The 22,227-nt window shown below is 60.5% G+C and carries 22 protein-coding genes and 1 tRNA gene; 11 read left to right on the forward strand and 12 right to left on the reverse strand.

The features are described from left to right. Window position 1 precedes the first annotated feature (1 nt). The 5 genes from ASG47_RS05545 to ASG47_RS05565 all read right to left on the reverse strand — a co-directional run bounded on the left by ASG47_RS05545 (window position 2) and on the right by ASG47_RS05565 (window position 7,638). Window positions 2-1,552 (reverse strand): dipeptide ABC transporter ATP-binding protein, encoded by a 1,551-nt coding sequence (locus tag ASG47_RS05545; protein WP_061907737.1) that lies wholly within the window; start codon window positions 1,550-1,552, stop codon window positions 2-4. After that, entirely contained in the window at window positions 1,539-2,384 is an 846-nt protein-coding gene (locus tag ASG47_RS05550) for an ABC transporter permease (protein ID WP_200940861.1), read from the reverse strand. Before ASG47_RS05550 ends, ASG47_RS05545 begins: the two co-directional genes overlap by 14 nt. After that, entirely contained in the window at window positions 2,381-3,331 is a 951-nt protein-coding gene (locus tag ASG47_RS05555) for an ABC transporter permease (protein WP_061907739.1), read from the reverse strand. The genes ASG47_RS05550 and ASG47_RS05555 overlap by 4 nt, the downstream gene beginning before the upstream one ends. A gap of 147 nt (window positions 3,332-3,478) precedes the next feature. Continuing rightward, entirely contained in the window at window positions 3,479-4,957 is a 1,479-nt protein-coding gene (locus ASG47_RS05560; protein WP_061907740.1) for an ABC transporter substrate-binding protein, read from the reverse strand. 128 nt (window positions 4,958-5,085) lie between these two features. Then, window positions 5,086-7,638 (reverse strand): sensor histidine kinase, encoded by a 2,553-nt coding sequence (locus ASG47_RS05565; RefSeq protein ID WP_162243221.1) that lies wholly within the window; start codon window positions 7,636-7,638, stop codon window positions 5,086-5,088. Window positions 7,639-7,740: 102 nt separating this feature from the next. Between ASG47_RS05565 and ASG47_RS20845 the strand changes: the two genes are divergently transcribed. Together ASG47_RS20845 and ASG47_RS05570 are read left to right on the forward strand one after the other, a co-directional pair. Next, window positions 7,741-8,004 (forward strand): hypothetical protein, encoded by a 264-nt coding sequence (locus tag ASG47_RS20845; protein WP_162243222.1) that lies wholly within the window; start codon window positions 7,741-7,743, stop codon window positions 8,002-8,004. Further along, window positions 7,982-8,058 (forward strand) — tRNA-His (locus ASG47_RS05570). Before ASG47_RS20845 ends, ASG47_RS05570 begins: the two co-directional genes overlap by 23 nt. A gap of 50 nt (window positions 8,059-8,108) precedes the next feature. On the opposite strand, the gene ASG47_RS05575 is transcribed toward ASG47_RS05570, so the two are convergent. Both ASG47_RS05575 and ASG47_RS05580 read right to left on the reverse strand, forming a co-directional pair. Beyond that, window positions 8,109-10,127 (reverse strand): TadE/TadG family type IV pilus assembly protein, encoded by a 2,019-nt coding sequence (locus ASG47_RS05575; RefSeq protein ID WP_061907742.1) that lies wholly within the window; start codon window positions 10,125-10,127, stop codon window positions 8,109-8,111. Window positions 10,128-10,164: 37 nt separating this feature from the next. Beyond that, window positions 10,165-10,794 (reverse strand): L,D-transpeptidase, encoded by a 630-nt coding sequence (locus ASG47_RS05580; RefSeq protein WP_061907743.1) that lies wholly within the window; start codon window positions 10,792-10,794, stop codon window positions 10,165-10,167. 460 nt (window positions 10,795-11,254) lie between these two features. On the opposite strand from ASG47_RS05580, the gene ASG47_RS05585 reads away from it, so the two are divergent. The 6 genes from ASG47_RS05585 (at window position 11,255) to ASG47_RS05610 (ending at window position 16,044) form a co-directional block, all read left to right on the forward strand. Then, window positions 11,255-11,515 carry a hypothetical protein gene (locus ASG47_RS05585; protein WP_061907744.1) on the forward strand — a complete coding sequence of 87 codons (261 nt, stop codon included), beginning with the start codon at window positions 11,255-11,257 and terminating at the stop codon, window positions 11,513-11,515. A 162-nt stretch (window positions 11,516-11,677) separates the two neighbouring features. Next, a complete protein-coding gene (gene hisS, locus ASG47_RS05590) occupies window positions 11,678-13,096 on the forward strand; it encodes a histidine--tRNA ligase (protein ID WP_061907745.1) in 1,419 nt (472 codons plus the stop codon). Window positions 13,097-13,222: 126 nt separating this feature from the next. After that, a complete protein-coding gene (locus ASG47_RS05595; protein WP_082511590.1) occupies window positions 13,223-14,287 on the forward strand; it encodes an ATP phosphoribosyltransferase regulatory subunit in 1,065 nt (354 codons plus the stop codon). Beyond that, complete coding sequence (hisG, locus tag ASG47_RS05600; protein WP_061907747.1) at window positions 14,284-14,988, forward strand: ATP phosphoribosyltransferase; 705 nt, start codon at window positions 14,284-14,286, stop codon at window positions 14,986-14,988. The genes ASG47_RS05595 and hisG overlap by 4 nt, the downstream gene beginning before the upstream one ends. A gap of 17 nt (window positions 14,989-15,005) precedes the next feature. Then, complete coding sequence (locus ASG47_RS05605) at window positions 15,006-15,236, forward strand: hypothetical protein (protein ID WP_061907748.1); 231 nt, start codon at window positions 15,006-15,008, stop codon at window positions 15,234-15,236. Window positions 15,237-15,294: 58 nt separating this feature from the next. Beyond that, entirely contained in the window at window positions 15,295-16,044 is a 750-nt protein-coding gene (locus ASG47_RS05610) for a TSUP family transporter (protein WP_061907749.1), read from the forward strand. A gap of 3 nt (window positions 16,045-16,047) precedes the next feature. Here the strand turns inward: ASG47_RS05610 and ASG47_RS05615 are convergent, their stop codons facing one another. From ASG47_RS05615 to ASG47_RS05625, 3 genes are all read right to left on the reverse strand, one after another. Next, window positions 16,048-16,281 carry a BrnA antitoxin family protein gene (locus tag ASG47_RS05615; RefSeq protein WP_061908077.1) on the reverse strand — a complete coding sequence of 78 codons (234 nt, stop codon included), beginning with the start codon at window positions 16,279-16,281 and terminating at the stop codon, window positions 16,048-16,050. Window positions 16,282-16,520: 239 nt separating this feature from the next. Then, complete coding sequence (gene groL / locus ASG47_RS05620) at window positions 16,521-18,161, reverse strand: chaperonin GroEL (protein WP_061907750.1); 1,641 nt, start codon at window positions 18,159-18,161, stop codon at window positions 16,521-16,523. A gap of 47 nt (window positions 18,162-18,208) precedes the next feature. Continuing rightward, window positions 18,209-18,499: a co-chaperone GroES gene (locus tag ASG47_RS05625; protein WP_046144411.1), complete on the reverse strand. Its 291-nt coding sequence runs from the start codon at window positions 18,497-18,499 to the stop codon at window positions 18,209-18,211. 184 nt (window positions 18,500-18,683) lie between these two features. Between ASG47_RS05625 and ASG47_RS05630 the strand changes: the two genes are divergently transcribed. From ASG47_RS05630 to ASG47_RS05640, 3 genes are all read left to right on the forward strand, one after another. Next, complete coding sequence (locus tag ASG47_RS05630) at window positions 18,684-19,043, forward strand: DUF427 domain-containing protein (protein WP_061907751.1); 360 nt, start codon at window positions 18,684-18,686, stop codon at window positions 19,041-19,043. Between the two features lie 117 nt (window positions 19,044-19,160). Further along, on the forward strand, window positions 19,161-19,355 hold the full coding sequence (locus ASG47_RS05635; protein WP_061907752.1) for a hypothetical protein: 195 nt from the start codon (window positions 19,161-19,163) through the stop codon (window positions 19,353-19,355). Between the two features lie 27 nt (window positions 19,356-19,382). Beyond that, the gene (locus ASG47_RS05640; protein WP_082511591.1) at window positions 19,383-20,369 is read left to right on the forward strand and encodes a DMT family transporter; all 987 of its coding nucleotides are present in this window, start codon (window positions 19,383-19,385) and stop codon (window positions 20,367-20,369) included. Window positions 20,370-20,371: 2 nt separating this feature from the next. Here the strand turns inward: ASG47_RS05640 and ASG47_RS05645 are convergent, their stop codons facing one another. Beyond that, window positions 20,372-21,160, reverse strand: a complete 789-nt coding sequence (locus tag ASG47_RS05645) for a class I SAM-dependent methyltransferase (RefSeq protein WP_061907753.1) — start codon at window positions 21,158-21,160, stop codon at window positions 20,372-20,374. 157 nt (window positions 21,161-21,317) lie between these two features. Then, window positions 21,318-21,857 carry an outer membrane protein gene (locus ASG47_RS05650; RefSeq protein WP_061907754.1) on the reverse strand — a complete coding sequence of 180 codons (540 nt, stop codon included), beginning with the start codon at window positions 21,855-21,857 and terminating at the stop codon, window positions 21,318-21,320. Window positions 21,858-22,227 lie beyond the last annotated feature (370 nt).

Raw genomic sequence — 22,227 nt, forward strand, 5'->3', positions numbered from 1 at the left:
TTTAGACAAGATCAGGCAGTCGCGCTGCCATCAGCGCTTTGGTGAGGCTGTGTCTGGGATCGGCGAACAGGGTTTTAGGCGACCCGGCTTCGACAATCCTGCCGGCTTCCATCACCATGACACGGTCAGCCATAGCCGCGACCATGTCGAGGTCGTGGCTGATGATCAGATAGGTCAGCCCGAACTGGCTCTGGAGGCGCGCCAGCAGATCGAGCACTGCGCCGCGCACCGAGACATCGAGCGCTGAGACGGGCTCATCCAGCACGACAAGGCGCGGCCGCGTCACCAAGGCCCGCGCGATGGCGAGGCGCTGACGTTGGCCGCCGGAAAACTCGTGTGGATAGCGGGTGAGCATCGAGGCATCGAGCCCTACCGATTCAATGGCCTCGATCAGCCGCTGCTCGCGGTCAAGCGGGGACAGCTTGGGCAGGAGGCGCAAGGGTTCCGCGAGCGATTTGCCGATCGTCAGCCGCGGATTGAAGCTGCCGAAGGGATCCTGGAAGACGAGCGATATGTCTCCCCGCTTCTCCCGGGGCAGGTCGGCGCCATGATAGGGCGTGCTATCGATCGTCATTGTTCCAGAGGTTGCGCTGTCGAGGCCGGCAATGACGCGGGCGAGGGTTGTCTTGCCACAGCCCGACGGGCCGACCAGCGCGAGGACCTCGCCGCGCGTGACATCGAAACTGACATCATTGACTGCCATTAGTGGCGGCTGACGCCGGCTAAAAAGGCCATTGCGCGAATAGGCGCGCGTGACTCCCTCGACGCTCAGCAATAAGTCTTGGTCAGACAGATCGTGGTTCGCGCGCGGTGCCATCTGCGTGGCATCGACGAGCGCCTGCGTGTAAGCCGCTTTGGGCCTTCTCAAGACGTCCTCTGTTGGTACGGTTTCGACCAGTTCGCCCGCCTTCAAGACGGCAACGCGATTGCACAGCGCTGCTACGGCGCGCATGTCGTGGCTGATGAAGATCAGCGTCATCTGTCGCCGGTCGCAGATTTCGGCAATCAAATCCAGCACACGCCGTTGCGTAATGACATCGAGCGCAGAGGTTGGCTCGTCGGCGATTATCAGGTCAGGATCGCTGGCCAGCGCCATGGCGATCATCACGCGCTGGCGCTGACCGCCGGAGAGTTGATGTGGGAAGCGAATGGCGTGGCTGGAGTCGAGGCCAACTTCTTGCAGCAGCGCAGCCACCTCACGTGTGCTGCTGTCTGCGAGATCGAGAGCTTCGTCGATCTGCGCGCCGACGCGCATCAGCGGATTGAGCGCCGTCATCGGCTCTTGGAAAACTATGCCGATGCGGTGGCCGCGAAGGGCCGCCATGGCCCTTTCGTCGGTCGGTAGCAGCTTGCCATCGAAGCGGATCACGCCGGTTGCTTCTGCCGCATCGGGCAGAAGACCAGTGATCGCCAACGCGGTCAGCGACTTGCCCGAGCCGCTTTCCCCTACGATACCGAAGCGTTCCCCGCGGGCGATTGCAAGCGACAGGCCGGAAAGGGCAGGGCGCCCACCAAAGCGGATGGTTAGGTTTTCGATCTCAACCAGCGACACGGCCAACCTCCTGCCGGCGGAGGCGCGGATCGAGAATGTCGCGGAGGCCATCGCCGGCAATATTGAGGGCGATGACGATGACAGCGATGGCCAGACCCGGGGCGATGCTGAGCCAGGGATGGATCAGGAAAAGGTTCTGCGCATCCCTGAGCATGAGCCCAAGGCTCGTTTCCGGCGGCTGGGTGCCAAGCCCGATATAGGAGAATCCAGCTTCGGCCAAAATGCCGACCGAAAGCTGGATCGTCGCCTGCACGATGATGAGACTGGCGATGTTGGGGAGAAGGTGTCGAAGGGCGATTGCGGGTCTGCTGAGACCAGCCAGCCGGGCCGCCGCCACATAATCGAGCGTCGAGATCGTCAGCGCGCCGCCGCGCGCCACTTGGGCGAAGACCGGGATATTGAAAATGCCGATGGCGATAACGGCGTTGGCTGCGCCGGGCCCCATGAGTGTCGCGATCAGAATGGCGATGATGATGGAGGGGAAGGCGAAAGCGAGATCGGAAAACCGCAACACCAGCCATTCTACGGGTCCGCCATAGATGGCTGCTGCAAGCCCAAGCGGGACGCCGATCCCCGCGCCGATGATGATGGCGGTGGCGCCGACGGTAAAACTTGTCAGTGTGCCCGACATGATCAGCGACAGCATATCGCGGCCAAGCTGGTCGGTGCCTAGCCAATGATCCGGGCTGGGCACCGCAAAGCGGCGGGCGATGGATATATCGCCGATCGGATAGGGCGTCCAGACCAGCGACAACAGCCCGAGAAGGGCGAAGGCAAAGCTCGCAGCAAGCCCGAGCATGAGGCCCGGGTGACGCATCCAAGCGGTTCTCATGCGCCGCGCTCCCGCAAGCGCGGATCGACAAAGCCATAGGCGATATCGACGATCAGCATGGTGGCGCTGACGGCAAGGACAAGGATGATCGTCGCGCTGCGCACCAATACCAGATCGCGCTCGGTGACGGCGGTGGCGATCAGCCGGCCGAGGCCGGGGAGGAAGAACACATTCTCGACGATGATCGTGCCGGCGATCAGAAAGGCGAATTGGAGGCCAAGGATCGTCAGCACCGGCAGAAACGCATTGCGGACCCCGTGGCGCCACATGGCCTGCCCGAAGGTCATCCCCTTGGCGCGGGCAGTACGGATGAAATCCTGCGTCGAAACATCGACGAGGGCCGTGCGCATGACCCTCGCCAGGATGGCGGCTTGCGGCAGGGCCAAGGCCAGTCCGGGCAGGAGAAGGCCGCGAAACGCGGCGATCGGGTTTTCGTGCCAAGGCGTGAAACCACCGGTCGGCAGCCAGCGCAAGATGACGGCAAAGAGCAGTGTCAGCAGCATGCCGAACCAGAAATTGGGCACGGCGACGCCGGCCTGGGCGATGACCATGAGGATGGTATCAAGCGGCTTGCCGCGATGCATGGCGGCCAATATTCCAAGCGGCAGGCCGATGACGATCGACACCACCATGGCAAAGAGCGTGAGAGGCAGGGTGACGGCCATGCGCGCGGCGATGAGATCCGCGACGGGGAGTTTCTGGGTCTGGGACATGCCGAAATCGCCACGGAACATGCCCAAGAGCCAATTGCCGAAACGGAGGATGGCCGGATCGTCGAGCCCCATCTGAAGACGCAGTGCCGCGACGGATTCGGGCGTCGCATTGATGCCGAGGATGAAGCGCGCGGGGTCGCCGGGGAGCAGATCGAGCAGCAGGAAGATGACGGCGGCGGCGATGAGGAGGGTGACGAGAAAGCCTGCGAGGCGGCGAAGGATGTAGAGGGTCACTGAAGCAGTTCCCCCCTCCCGGCCTCCCCCACAAGGGGGGAGGTGAAGTTTTGAGTTTTTGAACGGAACCGGTCACACCCGCTGACCTGCACCTCCCCCCTTGTGGGGGAGGCTGGGAGGGGGGTGTCTATCTCGATCGCCGAAAGCTTATTCAACCCAATGCACGTCGCGCAGGACCACACCTTCGACGGGAGCATTCTGCCACATGCCGTCGAGCTTGGCGTTCCAGACGCCGGTCTGGGCCAGCTCGAAGAGGTAGCCGTTGACCGCATCCTTGGCGATGATGGTCTGCATTTCCTGGGCCAGTTCCTTGCGCTTGGCCTCGTCGGTCGTGGCATTGAGCGTCTCGTTGAGGGCCTGGAACTCTGGATTGTTATAGCCGAAGTAGTAGTCGGGATTGGCATAGATGCCAATGTCGAAGGGCTCGACATGGCTGATGATCGTCAGATCGAAGTCCTTGTTGGCAAAGACGTCTTCGAGCCACTGCGCCCATTCCATGTTGATGAGTTCGAGCTTGATGCCGATCTTGGCAAAGTCGCTGGCAATGATCTGACCCGAGACGGTGGCGTAATTGACCGGCGGCAGTTTGAGTGTCGCCGAAAACCCATCGGGATAGCCGGCTTGGGCCAGCAGTTCCTTGGCCTTGTCGAGGTCGAAGGGGTAGGTGTTGGTCAGATCGATATAATAGGGATTGTGCGGCGCAAAATGGCTGCCGATCGGCACGCCATAGCCGTAGGTCGCGCCATCAATGATCTCCTGGCGGTTGATGGCATGGGCCATCGCCTGGCGCACTTCGAGCTTGTTGAACGGCTCTTTGGCATTGTTGGTCGAAAGGATCGTCTCGCCTTCGGTCGTGCCGACCAGAACCTTGAACTGCGGATTGTTTTCAAAGACGGGCAGCGCTTCGGCCGAGAAGTTGTAGGTGCCGTCCACATCGCCGGCGAGCAGCGCGTTGGTCATCGTCGCCATATCGCTGATGAAGACATAGGTCGCCTTGGTCAGTGCAGGCTTCTCACCCCAATAGGGGCCGTATTGCTCGAGAATGACGCGGCTGCCGCGATCCCATTGCACGAAGGCGAACGGCCCCGTGCCGATCGGCTGGGTGGCGTTGTTCTCGGCGCTCTCTGGCGCCACAATCACAGCGTCGCCGCGACCGATATTGAAGAGGAAGAGCCCATCGGGCCGCGACAGCTTGATTTCGACGGTCAGCGGATCGACGACTGTGACGCTCTCGATGGCTTCATAAAGCGCCTTCTGTGCGTTGACGCTGTTTTCGGCAAGGATGCGATCGAAAGTGAACTTGACGTCTTCGGCGTCAAAACTCGTGCCGTCGTGGAAGGTCACGCCGTCATGGAGCTTGAAATCATAGGTGAGACCATCCTCGCTTATGGTCCATTCCGAAGCGAGGCCGGACTGTACGGCGCCGTTCTGGTCGATACGGGTCAAACCCTCGAAAACGTTCTGGTAGACAACCACGTCGATGGCTTCGGCAGCGCCCGCCGTCGGGTCGAGGGCCGGTGGCTCGAGCGGCGCGCCGACGCGGATTTCGGTGGATTGCGCCATGGCAAGGCTGGTGGCCAACAGCAAACCGGCACTGGCCAGCGCGAGGGATTTGGTCACTCTCATATTTGTCTCCCAGAGGTCGGACGCAGTCCCGCGCCCCGCGGCTAGGTATAGGCAAACTTGCCGCGCCATGCACGCGCATACCGGGCTAAAGTTTTTGCTTCAGAGCCCTGCGTTTAGGACAAACGACTTCAGTTCGGCTCAAGTGGCGAGCGGTCGATGAGATCGGCAGGAATACGGAGGGTAAAAAGCACACCGCTTTCCCCCGCCGGATCGACCGAAAGCGACACGGTATTGACCGCGAGCAGCGAGCGCGTCAACGCCAGGCCAACGCTTGAGCGGAGGGGAGCAAGGGCTTGGCCGGTGCGGCTGAGACCATCGCGGAACACAACGAAGCGCTCCGCCATATCGACACCGTGGTTGGAGTTGTCGCGCACGTGGATGGCGATGCCATCATCATCAAGGCGCTGGGCAGAGATGACGACCGTGCTGCCCACCGGGCTTTGATCGATGGCGCTGGCGAGAAGATTGAGCACCGCCTGTGTCAGCGAGGCGCGATCCGCCGTGACCCTCGGCAGCGTTTCCGAAATGGCGTTCCGCAGGATGATCCGGCCAGCATTGGCCTGGTTGCGGATGCGCAGCACGCAGGTTTCGAGCAGTTCGGTGAGGTCGAGACTGGCGCGCTCGGCGAGATATTTGCCGTCGCGAAGCCGCGCATAGTCTTCGAGCTCATCGACCAAAGCAGCGATGTCATTGCCGGCGGCCGCGATGTCATCGGCATAGGTCTGATAGCGCTCGTCGCCGAGTTCGCCAAAAGCCTTGCCACGCAGCAATTCGGCAAAGCCGATTATTGTATTGAGAGGCCGGCGTACGCCGCGGCTGATGCGTGCCAAAAGCGCGGGATCGGCGTCCGATCCGCCCGACATTCGCCGCGGCACGACACTGCGCGGGCGCACGAAGGCGAAGTAGCCGCTGACGGTGCCGGCCTGACCCTGGGCAAAAAGGATGATCTCCGATTTTCCATTGGCGGATTGCAGCAGGATCGAGGGGCGCTCTGTCTCGGCAAACCTGGCCGGCCGCTCGAGGAAAGCGCGCAGCGCAATGCTGTCTTCGGGCAGCGTGAGTTCTGATAGCGTCTTGCCGAGCACGGTGGTGCCATCGGCCAGACCGGCAATGGCCGAAGGATCCGCCGCGCGCACGACGCCAGCGCGGCTGGCTTCGATAAAGCCATCGCCACGCAGCTCGGCAAATGCTTTGGCAAAAGCGCGGACCGCGTCTTCATGCCCGGTGCGCACTTCGGTTGCGCTGGCCGAAAGCATGAGCGCAGGCCGCCCCTGCCATGAGGTCGATTGAAGGCGCGCGGTCACGGGCACCAAAGTCCCGTCCTGCTGCACGAGATGATTGACCGGCCCAGCACTCTCTTCCCCGCTACTGGCAGGGAAAACGGCCGTTAGTCCGGCACGGCGCAGCGACTCGACCGATTCGTAGCCGATCATTTCGGTGATGGCGCGATTGGCAAAAAGGATCTGCTGGTCGCGGAAAACCAGGATGCCAAGCGGCAGACGGTTCAGGACCAGTGCCTCGCCACCGAGATTGACGAGCGAGCCGGTGGATGCCGCAGGTGCAACCTCCTGACCGGCCTGAGGCTGCACAGCGTTCCGCTCGCCCAACCCCACGCGATCATTCAGAATGCGCGACAGCTCATCGAAATTATAACGCGAAACGCGCTCGACCAAATCTGGCGCAGTTCCCGGCGGAAAGAGCGCATCGTCTTCGACAGGCGGGGCAGGGGGCGGCGCTTCGGCAAGCGTGGGCAATTTGCTCGCCTTGAAGCCCCGGCCGGTGATCTTGAACAGCGTCGGCTGAGGCGTTTCTGTCGAAGCGAGTTCTTCGGCGTTTGCTTCGGTGAACGTCTCGGGCGGCGTGTCGTCGCTCTCGCCGAGCGGGGTATAGAGGTCTTCGTCTGCCGCAAGGCGATCGACCAGCGCTGTCAGGCTGCGGAAAAGTGGCCGTTCGTCTTCGTTCGGGGCCAGAGGAACGTCCGTTGACGGTTCAGCGGCGTCCTCGGCAAAATCTTCATCCTTCACCGGCGCAAAAACCGGCTCCTCCGGTGGCGGGGCGTAGACGGATTCCGGATCGGCCTCCTGCCAATTATGCAGTTCATGACGATAGGCATCGTCCGGCTCGATCGGCGCGTGAGCGGCACCCGGTGTCTCATCGATCGGTTCTTCGATGGCGCCCACCGCGTCTTGATCGTCTTGCGAAGGGTCTGCTTCGCCGGCCGCCGTGTCTACTACAACAGCAGGAGCCGGCGCCTCCGGCTCGGGCTGAATTTCGAACGGAATAGCGGGCTCATCCGCAATTTCAGGCTCTTCGGACGTAATGGAAATCTGGTTGCGCTCGGCAAACACCTGCAGGATCGCCTCGTCGACCGGATCGACGGCAACGATCAGCAGCGACAACTCTTCGCCTTCGAGCAAAATCGGCGTCGTGGCGCAGGTGGCAGAGGCCGGCTTGTCGCCAGCATCGAATTGAATACGCGCGAGGCTGGTGCGGCCGGGCGAGCCAAGGCGGATGGTCCGTGCGACCTGTCCCTTGAGCGGCACGGCCAATGGCGCGAGCTTAAGGCCGCTTTTCTTGATCTTGGCGAGGAAGAGGTTTGCCGCGGAATTGGACCAGATCAGGCGCTGGCCATCGCCCGACCAAAGCCATGCCGGCCGCGGATCGTGTGCGTGCTGCAGCACCCGGCGGGCATTCGGCGATGTGGTCCACTCGGCATTCATAGACAGCGTATAAGGGCCAATTTTGTTTGTACCAGTTTGGCACAATTTTTCGGGGTTCTTTAAGTGTTCTTCATTATCGTGCCGCTGGAAACGAATCCAGCCCATGGCACGCATCGCGCCCATTCAATCCTCGTCATGGTTAAACGGCAGGTGCTAACGAATGGTCACACCGGCTTCCCAATCGTGATCGAAAGGGAGTTTGAGCGACTGTCCACAGGCCTAAAATCGGTGCTTGTCATTCCGCAAAACTCGACCTATGTTCCGCGCGGTTTCGACAGGCGACGCTTTTCCCGCCATGTCATGAGCCGCCTTAGCTCAGTTGGTTAGAGCGCTAGATTGTGGATCTAGAGGTCCTCGGTTCGATCCCGAGAGGTGGTACCACCCTTCAGAAATTGGTTGTTCTGTTTCCTTGGTGATAGGACGCGTCTCGATTAAATGGCGAGGCGTAGCGCCGAAAGTTCGTTGGCGATAGACGAGAAGACCGACTGAAGTTCGTTGGACGCTGTTGGGAAATATGCCTTCTCGGGCGTGCTTGCGCAGGCGCGCAGCATGGCGCGGACCACGTCGGGTGTGCTCTGATCGACCTTATCTGTCGAGAGTCCGATTGTATAAACGGTAATGCCTGCGGCCTTGGCGTTCTGGCATGTCTGGCTGGTGCGCTCGTTCATTGCGGTTACGAGATCGGCATTACTCGTACCAAGCTTGCCAAGACGTTCGATGTTGCTGCCGCTCGTACTGTTACTGTCGGCATTTCGTGAATTATTGGGAAAGCCATAGGCCGAGTTGTAGCAACTTCCGTTCAGGTCGCGCATGGCGCTATTGCAGTAGTTGGTCAGATTATAAGCCGTGTTTTCGCCATCGGTCATGATGATCATAACCTTGCTGGTGGCCTCGTCATAAACTCCGCCTTCGGAAAACGGAGCGGTTGGGGACAGGACACGGAACCCCCATGCCGTGCCGACATGAATGTTGGTGCCGCCCTCTGCCTGCATGGCCGAGATAGTGTTCTGAACCGAGGTGGGCGATGTTGTCAGTTCCTGGATGGGAGTTCGGACGCAGTCGGCGTTCGGGCCGGATGAGAAAGTCGACCCGCTAACGCCTGCATAGTATTTGCACATGCGCTCCTGCAATTCGCGCGTCGACAGTCCAGTGGGCACGTAGCCCTGACCTACGCAACTGGCAGTTCGCGTGAAGGTACGGTTGTTGCCATTGCCTGAGGTTTGCGTCGCTCCACTCCAACCAGACCAGATCCGGCAGTCGCAGCTTGGAGCGTGAGAACCGTAGAAACCGGTCGTGAATTTGGCCGTGCTGGTGAAATTGACTGGACCTACCGGACCAGTGGAATCCCCGGTCTGGCGGCATTCTGAGTTACTCATGGTTGCGTTGCATTGCGAATAGGTCAGGGTGCGGACGCAGTCTGTCGTGACCCCACCTGAGGTCACCGCCGGTCGATCGCAGATCGCTGGGCTATCGCTGATGTAGTTGTTGCCCCCGGTTCCACTTGCCAGATCAGGCGAAAACATCGGGATGAATAAGGTGTCGCCCGAGGTGGGGAGCGTATCATCGGTATCGAGATATTCGGTCGCCGTAGTGCCCGATTTCGTATGCGGACGTTCTTCAACGCATCCGCGCCAGCTTTCTCCGGTCGCCGCAAATAGCTGTAGACGATTGGGCCACGAATAATTGGCCGGCACGACGAGGTGCGCATCGTCGTCATCATTGTCGAAATTGTCGTTGCTGCTCGACGATGCGCCGTACCGATCGAGCCAGGTCGCGTTGGCGTACTTGCTGCCAACATTGACGAACATAGTAAAGGGTACGACCCCGAGTTTCACATCAGGAACGGTTTTCGCATTGGAGGCGGCCACGCAGCTATTCGGATCTGATGGATCGACCACCACGTCATCATAGAACAAGGTATTCGTGGCGCATTTGGCCGCACTCTTGAGATAGGTCATGCGGCTGAAACTGCCCATCGATCCCGAATTGTCGAGCACCATGACCACTTCAAGCGCGAGCTTTTTGCGTGTTGCTTCCGAAACGACATTGGCATTTAGTTTTGGTACGCCGACCAAGGCGACGAAGGCGGTCGGCACCGAGATGCTGGCCTCGAAGTGAAGCGAACCATCTGTCGGATTGCCGCGGGTCGTCAGGATTTTCGCATCGATACTGGAATTGGCGACGCGCTCGATCACAAACGCCTGCGCCAGTTTCTGCACGTCGGCGGCGTTGAAATTCTTGTCGAAAACTTTTGGCTGCAGGGCCAGGGCCGCAGCGTCAAGCGCGAGTTGGGCGCGGTTGCGGCCCTGTTCGAGCGTGACATAATCAACGACTGCGCCGCCAAGGGCGATCAGGACGATTGCCATGACGCCGAACATCACGGCGAAGGCGCCGCCCTCATCCTTGGCAAATCGGCGAAGAAGTCGGGCTAATTTCGTCTGCGCCGTCACGCGGGTGCTCCGTATTCCGATATCCGGCAGGCGCTTGCTAAAGCACGACTACCTTGGTGTTGAGCTGAACACGGCCATAAAGGTCGGTGACGTCTTGATTGGTCATGCGGATGCAGCCTGACGAGACATTCTGGCCGATGGTCCAGGGCTGGTTGGTGCCGTGGATGCGATAAAGCGTCGATCCCAGGTAGAGCGCCCGTGCGCCAAGCGGATTGTCTGGGCCGCCCGCCATCTGGGCCGGTAGCTCGGGCTGGCGCTGACGCATTTCTGCAGGCGGCGTCCATGTCGGCCATTCGGCTTTTCGCGTAACGCGATGCGTGCCGTTCCACTCAAAGCCATCACGCGCAACGCCAATGCCGTAGCGCAAAGCGCGGCCATCGCCGAGAACGAAATAGAGAAAATGCGCAGTAGTATCGACGACGATCGTCCCTGACCGTTCGCCGGTCGGATAGGTCACGACCTGACGGAGATAAGCTGGGCTTACATAGGGATTGCCCTGGAGGGCCAAAGCGTGGCGCGGTCGCTGATCGGTGACGGTCATGCCGGGCGGCGGCGCGAAGCGCCAGCCCTGCTGGAAACGCCCGTCGGCAAAGCCTGGCGCGGCCTGCGCTGTCAGCAAAAGCAAACCAGCCAACAAAACCGAGATTAGACGCTTGGTCTCGACCATAGCTTCGACGCCCCTTTGATATCGCCCGCATTTTGCGCGCTGAGCGCAAAAAAGAGGTCAAGGAACGTGGTAAACAACTGACCAGCCTGAAGGCTTAACAAGCGGTAAAACTGTTGCGTTGTGGCAACAGGAAGCAAAGCCTGCGGCGTTCTGCCTCATTTATGCTTGCCGATCACGGCGCCGCGATCTAAGGATTCGACATCCGCAACAGCCATCCGAGGGAGGCGTTTTATGACAGTCATGACGTTCCGCCACTCGGGGACCTGGCTCCATCTCATCAATACCCGCCGAGAGCCGGTAAAAGGCTGATTTAGCCGCTGATGAGTGTCTAAGGGCAAATCGCCCGCGGATTATCCAACCCTAGCCAACGTGTCGAAGCCGGTCCGTACTGCGTCCGTCTGAGCACTTTTCCCACTCTGAAACCATGAGGCCGGTGGGGTTGCACCCTGCCGGGATACCAATGTCTTCCAATGTGCTTTCCGAGCGCAATGTCGTTTTGCGCCTTGAATTCTCCATCGCCGATGCCGTGCATCAGCGTGGAATCGTGCCGGTCATTGCTGCAGCAGTTCGTGCCTGGTGGAACCGGCCACGCGTGCCGAGCGATCTGCCAGCCTATCTGCGGGCTGATATTGGCCTGCCGCCTGTAGCAGAACCCGTTATCTGGCACTCGCTACCGGCGATAACGATCATACCCGGCTTCAACGAGCGAAGTCGAAGATGATTGTTAGAGGCGGCCGGGCACCTCCGGCCGCCTGAACATCAAGCAAACTCCAACGGCCCCTGTTGTCTCGCCAAACCCTATCGGCTAGAGCAGGGGCCTGACGGGGGAACCGCCCTCCCGGCCGCGCGAGGGCCCGCCATTGTCCGCCTCCGGAGTAGTGCGATGACCGAAAAGACCAAGCTGATTTCGCCCCGCCTGCCGCGTGGCTTCGAAGACCGCACGCCGGGTGATATCGCTGCCGTTGGGCAAATGATCGAGACCATCCGCAAGGTGTATGAGCGCTATGGCTTCGACCCTGTCGAAACCCCGCTCCTTGAGCTTACCGAGACGCTTGGCAAATTCCTGCCCGACACGGACCGGCCCAATGCCGGCGTCTTTTCGCTGCAGGACGACGATGAGCAGTGGATGAGCCTCCGCTACGATTTGACCGCGCCACTCGCCCGCTATTTCGCTGAAAATTTCGAAACTCTGCCAAAGCCTTATCGCTCCTATCGGCAGGGCTATGTCTTCCGCAACGAAAAGCCCGGCCCAGGCCGCTTCCGTCAGTTCATGCAGTTCGACGCCGACACGGTTGGCGCGCCCGGTCCTGAAGCCGATGCTGAAATGTGCATGATGATGGCCGACGTCATGGATGCGCTGGGGCTGGCCGGCAAATACGTCGTCCGGGTGAATAATCGCAAGGTGCTCGATGGTGTGCTTGAGGCCGCGGGTGTCACCTCCGACGCGCAAAAGCTGGGCGTGCTCCGAGCGGTGGACAAGCTCGATAAATTCGGTCCCGAAGGCGTAAAGCTTCTGCTCGGCGCCGGACGCAAGGACGAAAGCGGCGACTTTACCAAAGGTGCCGGGCTCAATGATGAGCAGGCGGGCGTGGTGCTCGACTATGTTGCAGGCAAGCCGCCCGCCGACAATGCCGGTGTCGCTGAACTCGCGGTCATGCAGACGCTCTTCGACGCGGCTGGCTATGATGCGGACAAGATCAAGATCGACCCGTCGGTCGTCCGTGGCCTTGAATACTATACTGGCCCGGTCTTTGAGATCGAACTAACCTTCAAGGTGCAGAACGAAAAGGGTCAGGACGTGGTCTTCGGCTCAGTCGGCGGGGGTGGCCGTTACGACGGGCTCGTATCCCGCTTCCGTCGCGAGCCTGTTCCGGCGACCGGCTTTTCTATCGGTGTGTCGCGTCTTGCCAATGCGCTCAAACTCACGGGCAATCTCGGCTCGAAAGAGCCGGTGGGCCCGGTCGTCGTGCTGGTTATGGATAAGGACCAGACCGCGCGCTACCAGGCCATGGTCGCCGAACTCCGCCAGGCTGGCATCCGGGCCGAGATGTTCCTCGGCTCAACCAAGAACTTCGGCAAGCAGGTCTCCTACGCCGATAAGCGTAATTCGCCGGCGGTCATCATCGAGGGCAGCCAGGAACGCGAGCAGGGCATTCTGCAGGTGAAGGATCTGGTCGCCGGCAAGCAGGCGTCCGAGGGTATTACCGATAATGCCAAATGGAAGGCTGCGCGTCCCGGCCAGTTCGAGATCAAGCGCGAGGATCTCGTTTCGGCGATCCAGAAGTTGCTGAACCAGCAATGATGCGCAGTCTCATCTCCATCCGCGATGTCACCCCGGCGAAGGCCGGGGCCCATCCTGAGATCTCAAGATGGATCCCGGCCTTCGCCGGGATGACACCGCGTGTGTTGATGTTTCTTGGGGCCGTAAATGTCTAACGCCGCCATGCGACGGGCCCAGCTCGAAGCCCTTGTCGAGGCCCAGGGCGGTTGCCGTGCGACCCCGCCGCTGCTCCTGCCGGCTGATCCCTATTTCGATCTGGCGGGCGAAGAGTTCGGACGCCGGCTGCTTTTGACGACCGACACGACTGGCGCCGAGCATTGCCTGCGTCCTGAATTTACACTACCCATCGTCCGCGAGTACATCGCCGATGGGACGCGCCAACCGGCGGCCTTCACCTATCTCGGCCCGATATTCCGCCAGCGTGAAACCGGTCCCGCCGAATTCGACCAGGCCGGGATTGAGCTTTTGGCACAGCCCGATGGCGACGTGGCGCTTGACCAGGTTTTGACGTTCGCGCGTGCTGCCCTCTCCATCTATGGCCTCCCGGCCCATATCCGTCTTGGCGGCGTTGGCCTGTTCGAGGCTCTTCTGGTGCAGGCTGATATGCCCGCCGCGTGGCGCTCGCGCATTCGGCACCGTTTCGGTCATCCAGAAGCGATGGAGCGCCTGCTGTCGCGCCTTGAGGCTGCGCCGGACGTGCCGCGACAGGAACAGCCGTCGCGCGATGTGCTGATCGAGGATGTCACGGCGCGCATGGTATCGACGGGTCTAAGCCTCTCGGAAGGCCGCACGCCAAACGAGATCGCCGACCGCTATCTCGAGCAACAGGCGCTTGATGCAGCGCATGTTCCTGCGGAAACGCTAAAGCTGCTCCGCGACTACCTCTCGATTTCGGGCGACGTGCTCTCGGCACTGCGCCAGATCGAAGCGCTGGCCGAAAGCCACAAGCTGATGCTCGGTGCGCCGATCCGCGCTATTCGGCGCCATCTCGATAAGCTTGGCGAAGCACGCATTTCCTTCGACGCCGCCTTCTCGCCGCGGCTCGATTATTATACCGGCATCGTCTTTGAAATTGTCGGCCGGAGTGGCGACGTTTTGGCCTCGGGCGGTCAATACGATCGTTTGCTGGAACGGCTCGGCGCCACGGCACCTATCGCGGCCTCAGGTTGCGCGCTTTGGGTTGATCGGCTGGAAGTGGAGGTCTCGGCATGAGGGGCATTACACTTGCAGTCCCCTCGAAAGGGCGCCTCGAAGAACTGACCCGCGCCTGGTTTGCCGAGCGCGGTCTCACCATTTCCCGGCCTGGCGGCGCGCGATCCTATCTCGGCGTGATGGAGGGAGAAGCCGATGTCACGGTACGTTTCTTCCCCGCCTCGGAAATTGCGCGCGAGCTGATCCGCGGCAATATCGACATTGGCGTGACGGGTCGTGACCTCATCCACGAGACGAGTGAAACCGGACCGGATGCCGTCCACTTCGCTCGTTCGCTCGACTTCGGTCATGCCGACGTCGTCATTGCCGTGCCCGATGCCTGGATCGATGTCACCCATCTCCATGACCTTGCGGACGTTGCCTCGGACTTTCGGAGCCGTCACAAGCGTTGGCTGCGGATCGCGACCAAATATATCACCATCACCCGCCAGCATTTCGCCAAGGCCGGGATTGCGGAATATCGCATTGTCGAAAGTCTCGGTGCGACGGAAGCCGCGCCAGCATCCGGTGTGGCTGATATCGTCGTCGATATTACCTCGACCGGCTCGACCCTTGCTGCCAATGGCTTGCGCGTCCTCGATGATGGCGTAATGCTCAAGAGCGAGGCCAATCTGATCGTCTCGCGCACGACCGAGTGGCCGGCCGACAAGAAGGCCTATCTCAACGATCTGCTCAAACGCCTGGGTGCAGGAGTGCTCTAGGCCAGCTCGAAGTGGCGATGATGGAACCGATTGTCCTGACCTTCGTCGTGGTCGCCTGTGTGATCATCGCCATCGTGTCGCTCGGTCAGCGCGCCGATCGGCGGCGGGCGCGCAAGTCCTCGGGCGACACCGGTGGCTCCGGCGATGCCGGATATTCCCCGAGCCATCGTGACCACGATCACGGCGGAGACGCTGGGGATGCAGGTGGCGACAGCGGCGGTGGTGATGGCGGCGGTGGGGGCGATTGAGGCTCTGTTGCCTTGCATCCGCCGGTGCTAAGACGCGCCGAGATTTCCCGGGACCATCATGCTCGATCCTCTGATTCTGGTTGCACTTGCCTGCGTTGGCGCTCTCGCGGGCTTTGTGGACGCCGTTGCTGGCGGCGGTGGCATGGTCACGGTGCCCGCGCTGCTTTCGGCGGGCCTGCCGCCGATTGCGGCTCTCGCGACCAACAAGATGCAATCCTCGATCGGCACGACGATCGCCGTATTGACCTATTGGCGTCGCGGCTTCGTTTCGGTGCGCGCGTTACTGCCCTCGGTTGCCGCAACATTTGCCGGCAGCATGATCGGTGCGCTGATCGTCAAGCAGATCGATACATCGCTGCTCAATGTCGCCGTGCCCATAGCCCTGATTGGTGTGGCGCTCTATTTTCTATTCGCGCCGAGCCTGTCCGATGCCGACCGCGTGTCGCGGCTGCCGTTCCCTCGCTGGGTGCCGCTCCTCGGTTTCGTCATCGGCTTTTATGACGGCGTATTTGGCCCGGGCACGGGCTCGTTTTTCACCATCGGGTTTGTGCTGCTTTTCGGGCTTGGGATCACCAAGGCCGCGGGGAATACCAAGCTGCTCAACCTCGTGTCCAACCTATCCGCGCTGGTGATTTTCATCCATGGCGGCGATGTGGTCTGGCAGGCGGCGATCGTGATGGCCGGCGGGCAGGTGATCGGCGGCTATGTCGGCGCCCGCGCCGGCATCCGGTTCGGTGCCAAGCTTATTCGGCCATTGGTCGTGGTGGTGTCGGTCGCCATGGCAGTCAAGCTGCTGGTCTGGCCCTAGCGCTTAATCGTCGAGCCCTGCGGCTTTGCGCAGCGCCTCATTGATACGCTCTTGCCAACCCGGGCCCTCATCCTGAAAATGTTCGAGCACGGCGCGATCAAGCCGGAGCGATACCAATTCCTTGCCTTCTGGCGGCGTTGACGATTTTGGATTGGCCGCAGTTTCTGGCTTGGTGGTGACGCTCTTGAAGGCCGCTTCTGCCTGATCGTAGGCGCTGCCGCGTCGTGGCGTTCTCATGCTGGCCTCATGTTTGCTTTGTTCCCAGACTAGCCGTTCAACGCCCATGAAAAAAGCCCCGGTGTTGCCACCGGAGCTTTCCACCAAGATCGTGACTGGGAAGAAACGATCCTGGAAGTCTTTTATCTCTAGGCGGCAAGGCCGCCCGGCCGTCGGCCGCCTCCGCGGAGGGGCAGCGGTCGGCGGTTTGCCGACCGCGATACGGCCCGTGAGCGAGAAGAAAGTCTAAGGCGTCAGCCTTAGAAGTCCATACCGCCCATGCCGCCCATGCCGCCGCCGCCCGGCATTGCCGGTGCTGCGTCCTTGGGAGCTTCGACGATGATGGCTTCCGTCGTGATCAGGAGCGAAGCAACCGAAGCTGCGTCCTGGAGAGCATGACGGACGACCTTGACCGGGTCGATAACGCCGAGAGCAACGAGATCACCATATTCGCCGGTTGCGGCATTGTAGCCGAACGCTGCAGCGGAGTTCTCGAGGATCTTGCCCACGACGACGGAGCCTTCGGCACCAGCATTGTTGGCAATGGTGCGCACTGGCTCCTGAAGAGCGCGGCGAACGATGGCGATACCAGCTTCCTGGTCGGCATTGATGCCCTTGGCCTTGATGTTGGCCGAAGCACGGAGGAGAGCAACACCACCACCCGGAACGATGCCTTCTTCGACGGCAGCGCGGGTTGCGTTGAGTGCGTCGTCGACGCGGTCCTTGCGTTCCTTGACTTCAACTTCGGTCGAACCACCGACCTTGATCACGGCAACGCCACCAGCGAGCTTGGCAAGACGTTCCTGCAGCTTCTCGCGGTCGTAGTCCGAGGTGGTTTCCTCGATCTGTGCCTTGATCTGGCCAACGCGGCCCTGAATGTCTTCAGCCGAGCCAGCGCCATCAACGATGGTGGTGTTTTCCTTGGTGATTTCAACGCGCTTGGCCGTGCCGAGCATGTCGAGGGTCACGTTCTCGAGCTTGATGCCGAGATCTTCGGAGATCACCTGGCCACCGGTGAGGATAGCGATGTCTTCGAGCATTGCCTTGCGGCGATCGCCAAAGCCTGGAGCCTTGACGGCTGCAACCTTGAGCCCACCGCGCAGACGGTTGACGACGAGGGTCGCGAGAGCTTCACCTTCGATGTCTTCAGCAATGATCAGCAGTGGGCGCTGGGACTGAACGACAGCTTCGAGGATCGGCAGGATAGCCTGGAGATTGCCGAGCTTCTTTTCGTGCAGCAGGATGATCGGGTCCTCGAGGACTGCCGTCATCTTTTCAGCATTGGTGACAAAGTAGGGCGAGAGGTAGCCACGGTCGAACTGCATGCCTTCAACGACATCGAGTTCGGTTTCAGCGGTCTTGGCTTCTTCGACGGTGATAACACCCTCGTTGCCGACCTTCTGCATGGCTTCGGCAATCATGTCGCCGATGGAAGTTTCGCCGTTAGCCGAAATGGTGCCGACCTGGGCAACTTCGGAGGACGAGGTGATCTTCTTGGACGAAGCCTTCAGCGATTCAACGACTTCAGCAACAGCGAGGTCGATACCGCGCTTGAGATCCATCGGGTTGAAGCCGGCAGCAACTGCCTTGACGCCTTCGACGACGATGGCCTGGCCGAGGACGGTCGCGGTCGTGGTGCCGTCACCGGCAACGTCGTTGGTCTTGGAAGCGACCGAGCGGAGGAGCTGGGCGCCGAGGTTTTCGAACTTGTCTTCGAGTTCGATTTCCTTGGCAACCGAAACGCCGTCCTTGGTGATGCGCGGGGCGCCAAAGGACTTTTCGATAACGACGTTACGACCCTTGGGGCCGAGGGTCACCTTCACCGCATTGGCGAGGATGTTGACGCCGCGCAGCATCTTTTCGCGGGCGTCGGTCGAGAATTTTACTTCTTTAGCAGCCATGTGAGGCGCTCCTTAGAATGGGTTAAACGACTGGACAGACGAGGGTTTTAGACCTCGACGATACCCATGATGTCGCTTTCCTTCATGATGATCAGGTCTTCGCCGTTGAGCTTGACCTCGGTGCCGCTCCACTTGCCGAAGAGCACGCGATCGCCAGCCTTGACGTCGAGAGCATTGATCTTGCCGTTTTCGTCACGGGCGCCGGGGCCAACCGAAACGATCACGCCCTCAGAGGGCTTTTCCTTGGCGGTGTCGGGGATGATGATCCCGCCCTTGGTCTTTTCTTCACTATCGACGCGACGGACGACCACGCGGTCATGCAGGGGACGGAAGCCCATGATTTCAGTTCCTCTTGGCATCATTTCTGGTGCAATCTCGGGCTTGTTAGCACTCGATGTGGCTGAGTGCTAACAAGCTGACCGGGATATAGGGAGCCCCCGGCCAATGAGTCAAGGTCGGGTGAACGGAGATTTTGTTCGTGCGTTACCATGGGAAGATGACTCTTGAACGAAGGAGGCAACCGTGACCGCCGATGAGACTGCGACCGCCAATGTGAGCCCTGTATCGGGCCGCGTGCATATCTTTTTTGACGATGCGGAAATCGCCAGCAGCGCCAATGCTTTGCAGGTGGTAGAGGCTGGCCGGGAGCCGCAATATTTCGTCCCGCTCGACCATGTCCATCCGGGCATTCTGGAAGCCTCGGATACGCGCCGGACTGAGGCTGGAAAAGGCGAGGCACATTTTTATACCATCAAGACCTTGACCGCCGACGGCCCGGATGAAGCCTGGTATTTTCCCTATGCCGATGGCGCCTATGCCGACATTCGCGACCTCATCACCTTTGGTGGCGAGCGGGTGAAGGTAACCGTTTCGGACGTCTAAAACGGTAGCATTCCGTTAACATCGAGATGGTGCGAAGGACGAATTGGTGAGTGGGGCGCTAAAAGGCGGCCCACTTTGTGCTTTCTTCCGCATCGCATGTGCTGCATAAGGCTGACCATGAGCGAACAATCTTCTTACCAGATCAAGCTGCGCCTCAAGGGCGGCAGCGGTCCCAATGCAAACTGGCACTGGGAAATCCATGACGCAGACGGCACGGTCGTCAAGACCGGCAGCGCTGTCGGACCGGAGCACAAGGCTTTCGCCACGGCGCGTGTCGCCAAGGAAAAGCTGGAACAGTCCCAGTCCAAATAAGCCCGCCTTCGGCCGGGTCTGAGTGCCATGCCTATTTCCAAAAAAGATCCCGCGCGTGTAGCGGCCTCGGCCGTGCATGCTGCGGCCCCAGCGGCCGCCGATCCCATGCGCGGGATCATGCTCAAGGTCATTTCCGTCTTTTTCTTCGTGGTCATGGCCACGATGCTCAAGGCGACGGAAACCGTGCCTTCGGGCGAGATGGTTTTCTTCCGCTCCTTCTTCGCGCTTTTGCCCGTGCTCGCCTATCTCGGCTGGAAGCGGCGTCTGCATCATGCATTCACCACCAAGCGCCCGGTCGGGCATATCTTGCGCGGATTGATTGGCGTCACCTCGATGAGCCTGGGGTTCTTCGCGCTGACGCGCCTGCCGCTGCCGGAAGCGACGGCGATCAATTACGCGACCCCGCTCCTGATCGTCATTTTCTCCGCCGTGTTGCTGCATGAGCGGGTGCATGTCTTCCGCTGGACTGCAGTCGTCGTCGGGCTCCTCGGCGTCGTCGTCATTCTCTGGCCGCGGCTGACGGTTTTTACCGGCGGCGAGGCGCTGGGAGACGCGGAAGCCGTGGGCGCGATCGCGGCGCTCCTTGCGGCCGTGGTTTCGGCCTTTGCCATGATGGCGGTGCGCAATCTCGTCCATACCGAACGCACGGAAGCCATCGTCACCTATTTCTTCATCAGCGCCAGCGTCATCTCGCTGATGACGCTGCCCTTTGGCTGGATATGGCCGACGCCGCAGCAGGCGGCGCTCTTGATCGGCGCCGGCTTTTTCGGCGGCATCGGTCAGTTGTTGATGACCTCGTCCTATCGCTATGCCGATATGTCGGTGATCGCGCCTTTCGAATATGTGTCGCTGCTGCTGACGATCCTCATTGGGTTTTTCGTCTTTGCCGAAGTGCCCACGGTGACCATGGTCATTGGGGCGCTGATCATCATCGGCTCGGGCATCGCAGTCATTCTTCGCGAACACCGCCTTGGCCTTGATCGGATCAAGGCCAAGGAAGCCAATACGCCTTAGCGCTACGCCGCCTTCCGCAATTGAAAATGCAAGAAGAGCGGCGCGATGCGGGTGTCGGCGACGGTTGGGACGGCGGCGGCGGTCGCTTCGTCGGCCATGGGTTCGTTGAGTGCTTCGATAGTGAAGCCGGCCGCAACGATCATACCGACCCAGCTTGATAATGTTCGGTGAAAGCGCGGAACGGTGAAGGCGCGCAGATTGGCGCGTTCTTCAGCGGGGATTGACGAAAAGATCCAGGTCTCGACGTCGCCGTTGGTCTCGCGAAAATAGTCCGCAATTTCGACCGCGATCGGCTCGCCCGTTTCGTTCCTGATATTGCGCCGACGCGGCGGCACGAAGCACGGGTGGAGAATGGAAAACTGAAAGAAGCCACCGGGCTGGATGACGCGAAAAACTTCGCGGAGGACACCGGCCTGATCGGACATATCCATCATCGACATGAAAGCCGTGGCGAAATCGAAGGACGCTTCGGGGAAGGGCAGGGTGAGTCCATCGCCGAGCACGTAAGTTATGCCGCGCGGGTCCGACGCTTCGGTCTCTTGCGCATGGCGGAGGAACGTGGGGGCGATGTCGAGCCCTGTCATTTTGGCGCCTTGCGCCGCGACGGAGCGCGTATTGGTGCCTTCGCCGCAGCCGAGGTCGAGGCCGGTCAGGCCCTCAATCTCGGGGAGAAAGGCGAGGAAGAACGGCGTATTGAGGGCGTCGCGGTATTTGTCGTGACCAGCGCGGGAATAGTGTGTCCAGTTCTCGGCATTGGCCTCCCAATGGGCGGCAACGGTTTTTGCGTCCATCTAAATCTCCTCCGGTTCGTGGGCCGGGGGTTTTAGACGCTGCGCAAGACCAAGAAAAGACAGTGTAGCTGCCGTAGGTTATTTTGGCTGAATAATAGAAAAGGCCCGCCCAAGCGGACCTTTTCAGAGATTTTTTCTAACTCTGTCAGGCTAAGACTTAGAAGTGGTAGGCGACGCCGACAGTTGCCTTGGCAGTGTCGAAGAAGGGGCTGTTGTTGTTCGCGTAGTCACCCTGGCCAACGACTTCGCCGCGGATGCTAACGGCATCGGTCAGAGCAAATTCGACACCACCGCCGAGCTGGAAGATGCCAACCGTACGGTCGCTGCTGTTGTAAACACCAAGGCCGCCGAGTGCGTAGATCAGCACGGCTTCGCTGGCGAGGAAACCGCCGCGGATATTGACGAAGTATTCGCCGCCCTGACGGACGTTATTCCAGGTGTAGTCAGCGGTGGCTTCAGCACCGAGTACGACGTGATCGGCTGGCATGAAGTTGAAGCCGACAACGCCGCCGACGACGCCATAGGTCGCAGCGGTAAACCACTGGCCACCAGCGCGCGCGCCAACGTAAAGGCCTTCCCAGCTCACGCCACCAGCTTCATAAATTGGCTCAGGGCTCGTCGGGATAATCAGATCGGCGGCGCTGACGGCCGCGGTAGACAGAAGTGCGGCAGTAATTGCCAGTGCAGTGCGGATCATTTTCTCTCGATCAACTGTAGAATGATGACTGCTACCAAACATGTTTATGGTTACTATTTGGTTATGATAGAAAAACGTGATCGAGATTTTCTGGGTGGGTGAGCTGGTTAGAGGGGGCGGTGTGTGGAGCTGATCGCCTGACGTCTCATTCTTCCTCTGGCTTGACCCGAGGGGCACTTTCCCATGCATGAACGCTTGTGGCTCCCGCATAGGCCCTCGGGTCACGCCCGAGGGAAGCACAGTGGGTGAGAACACTTATGGGAGACACATGCAGCGACGTGAACAGTTGCGGCGAAGGCACCGGTTCATTTCGAGATTGATCTCGGCTCAAGGCCGTCCAAAACACGGCGTCATTCCCGGGAAAGCGGGA

The organism is Devosia sp. Leaf420 (assembly GCF_001425445.1).
In the GTDB taxonomy this organism is placed as follows: domain Bacteria; phylum Pseudomonadota; class Alphaproteobacteria; order Rhizobiales; family Devosiaceae; genus Devosia.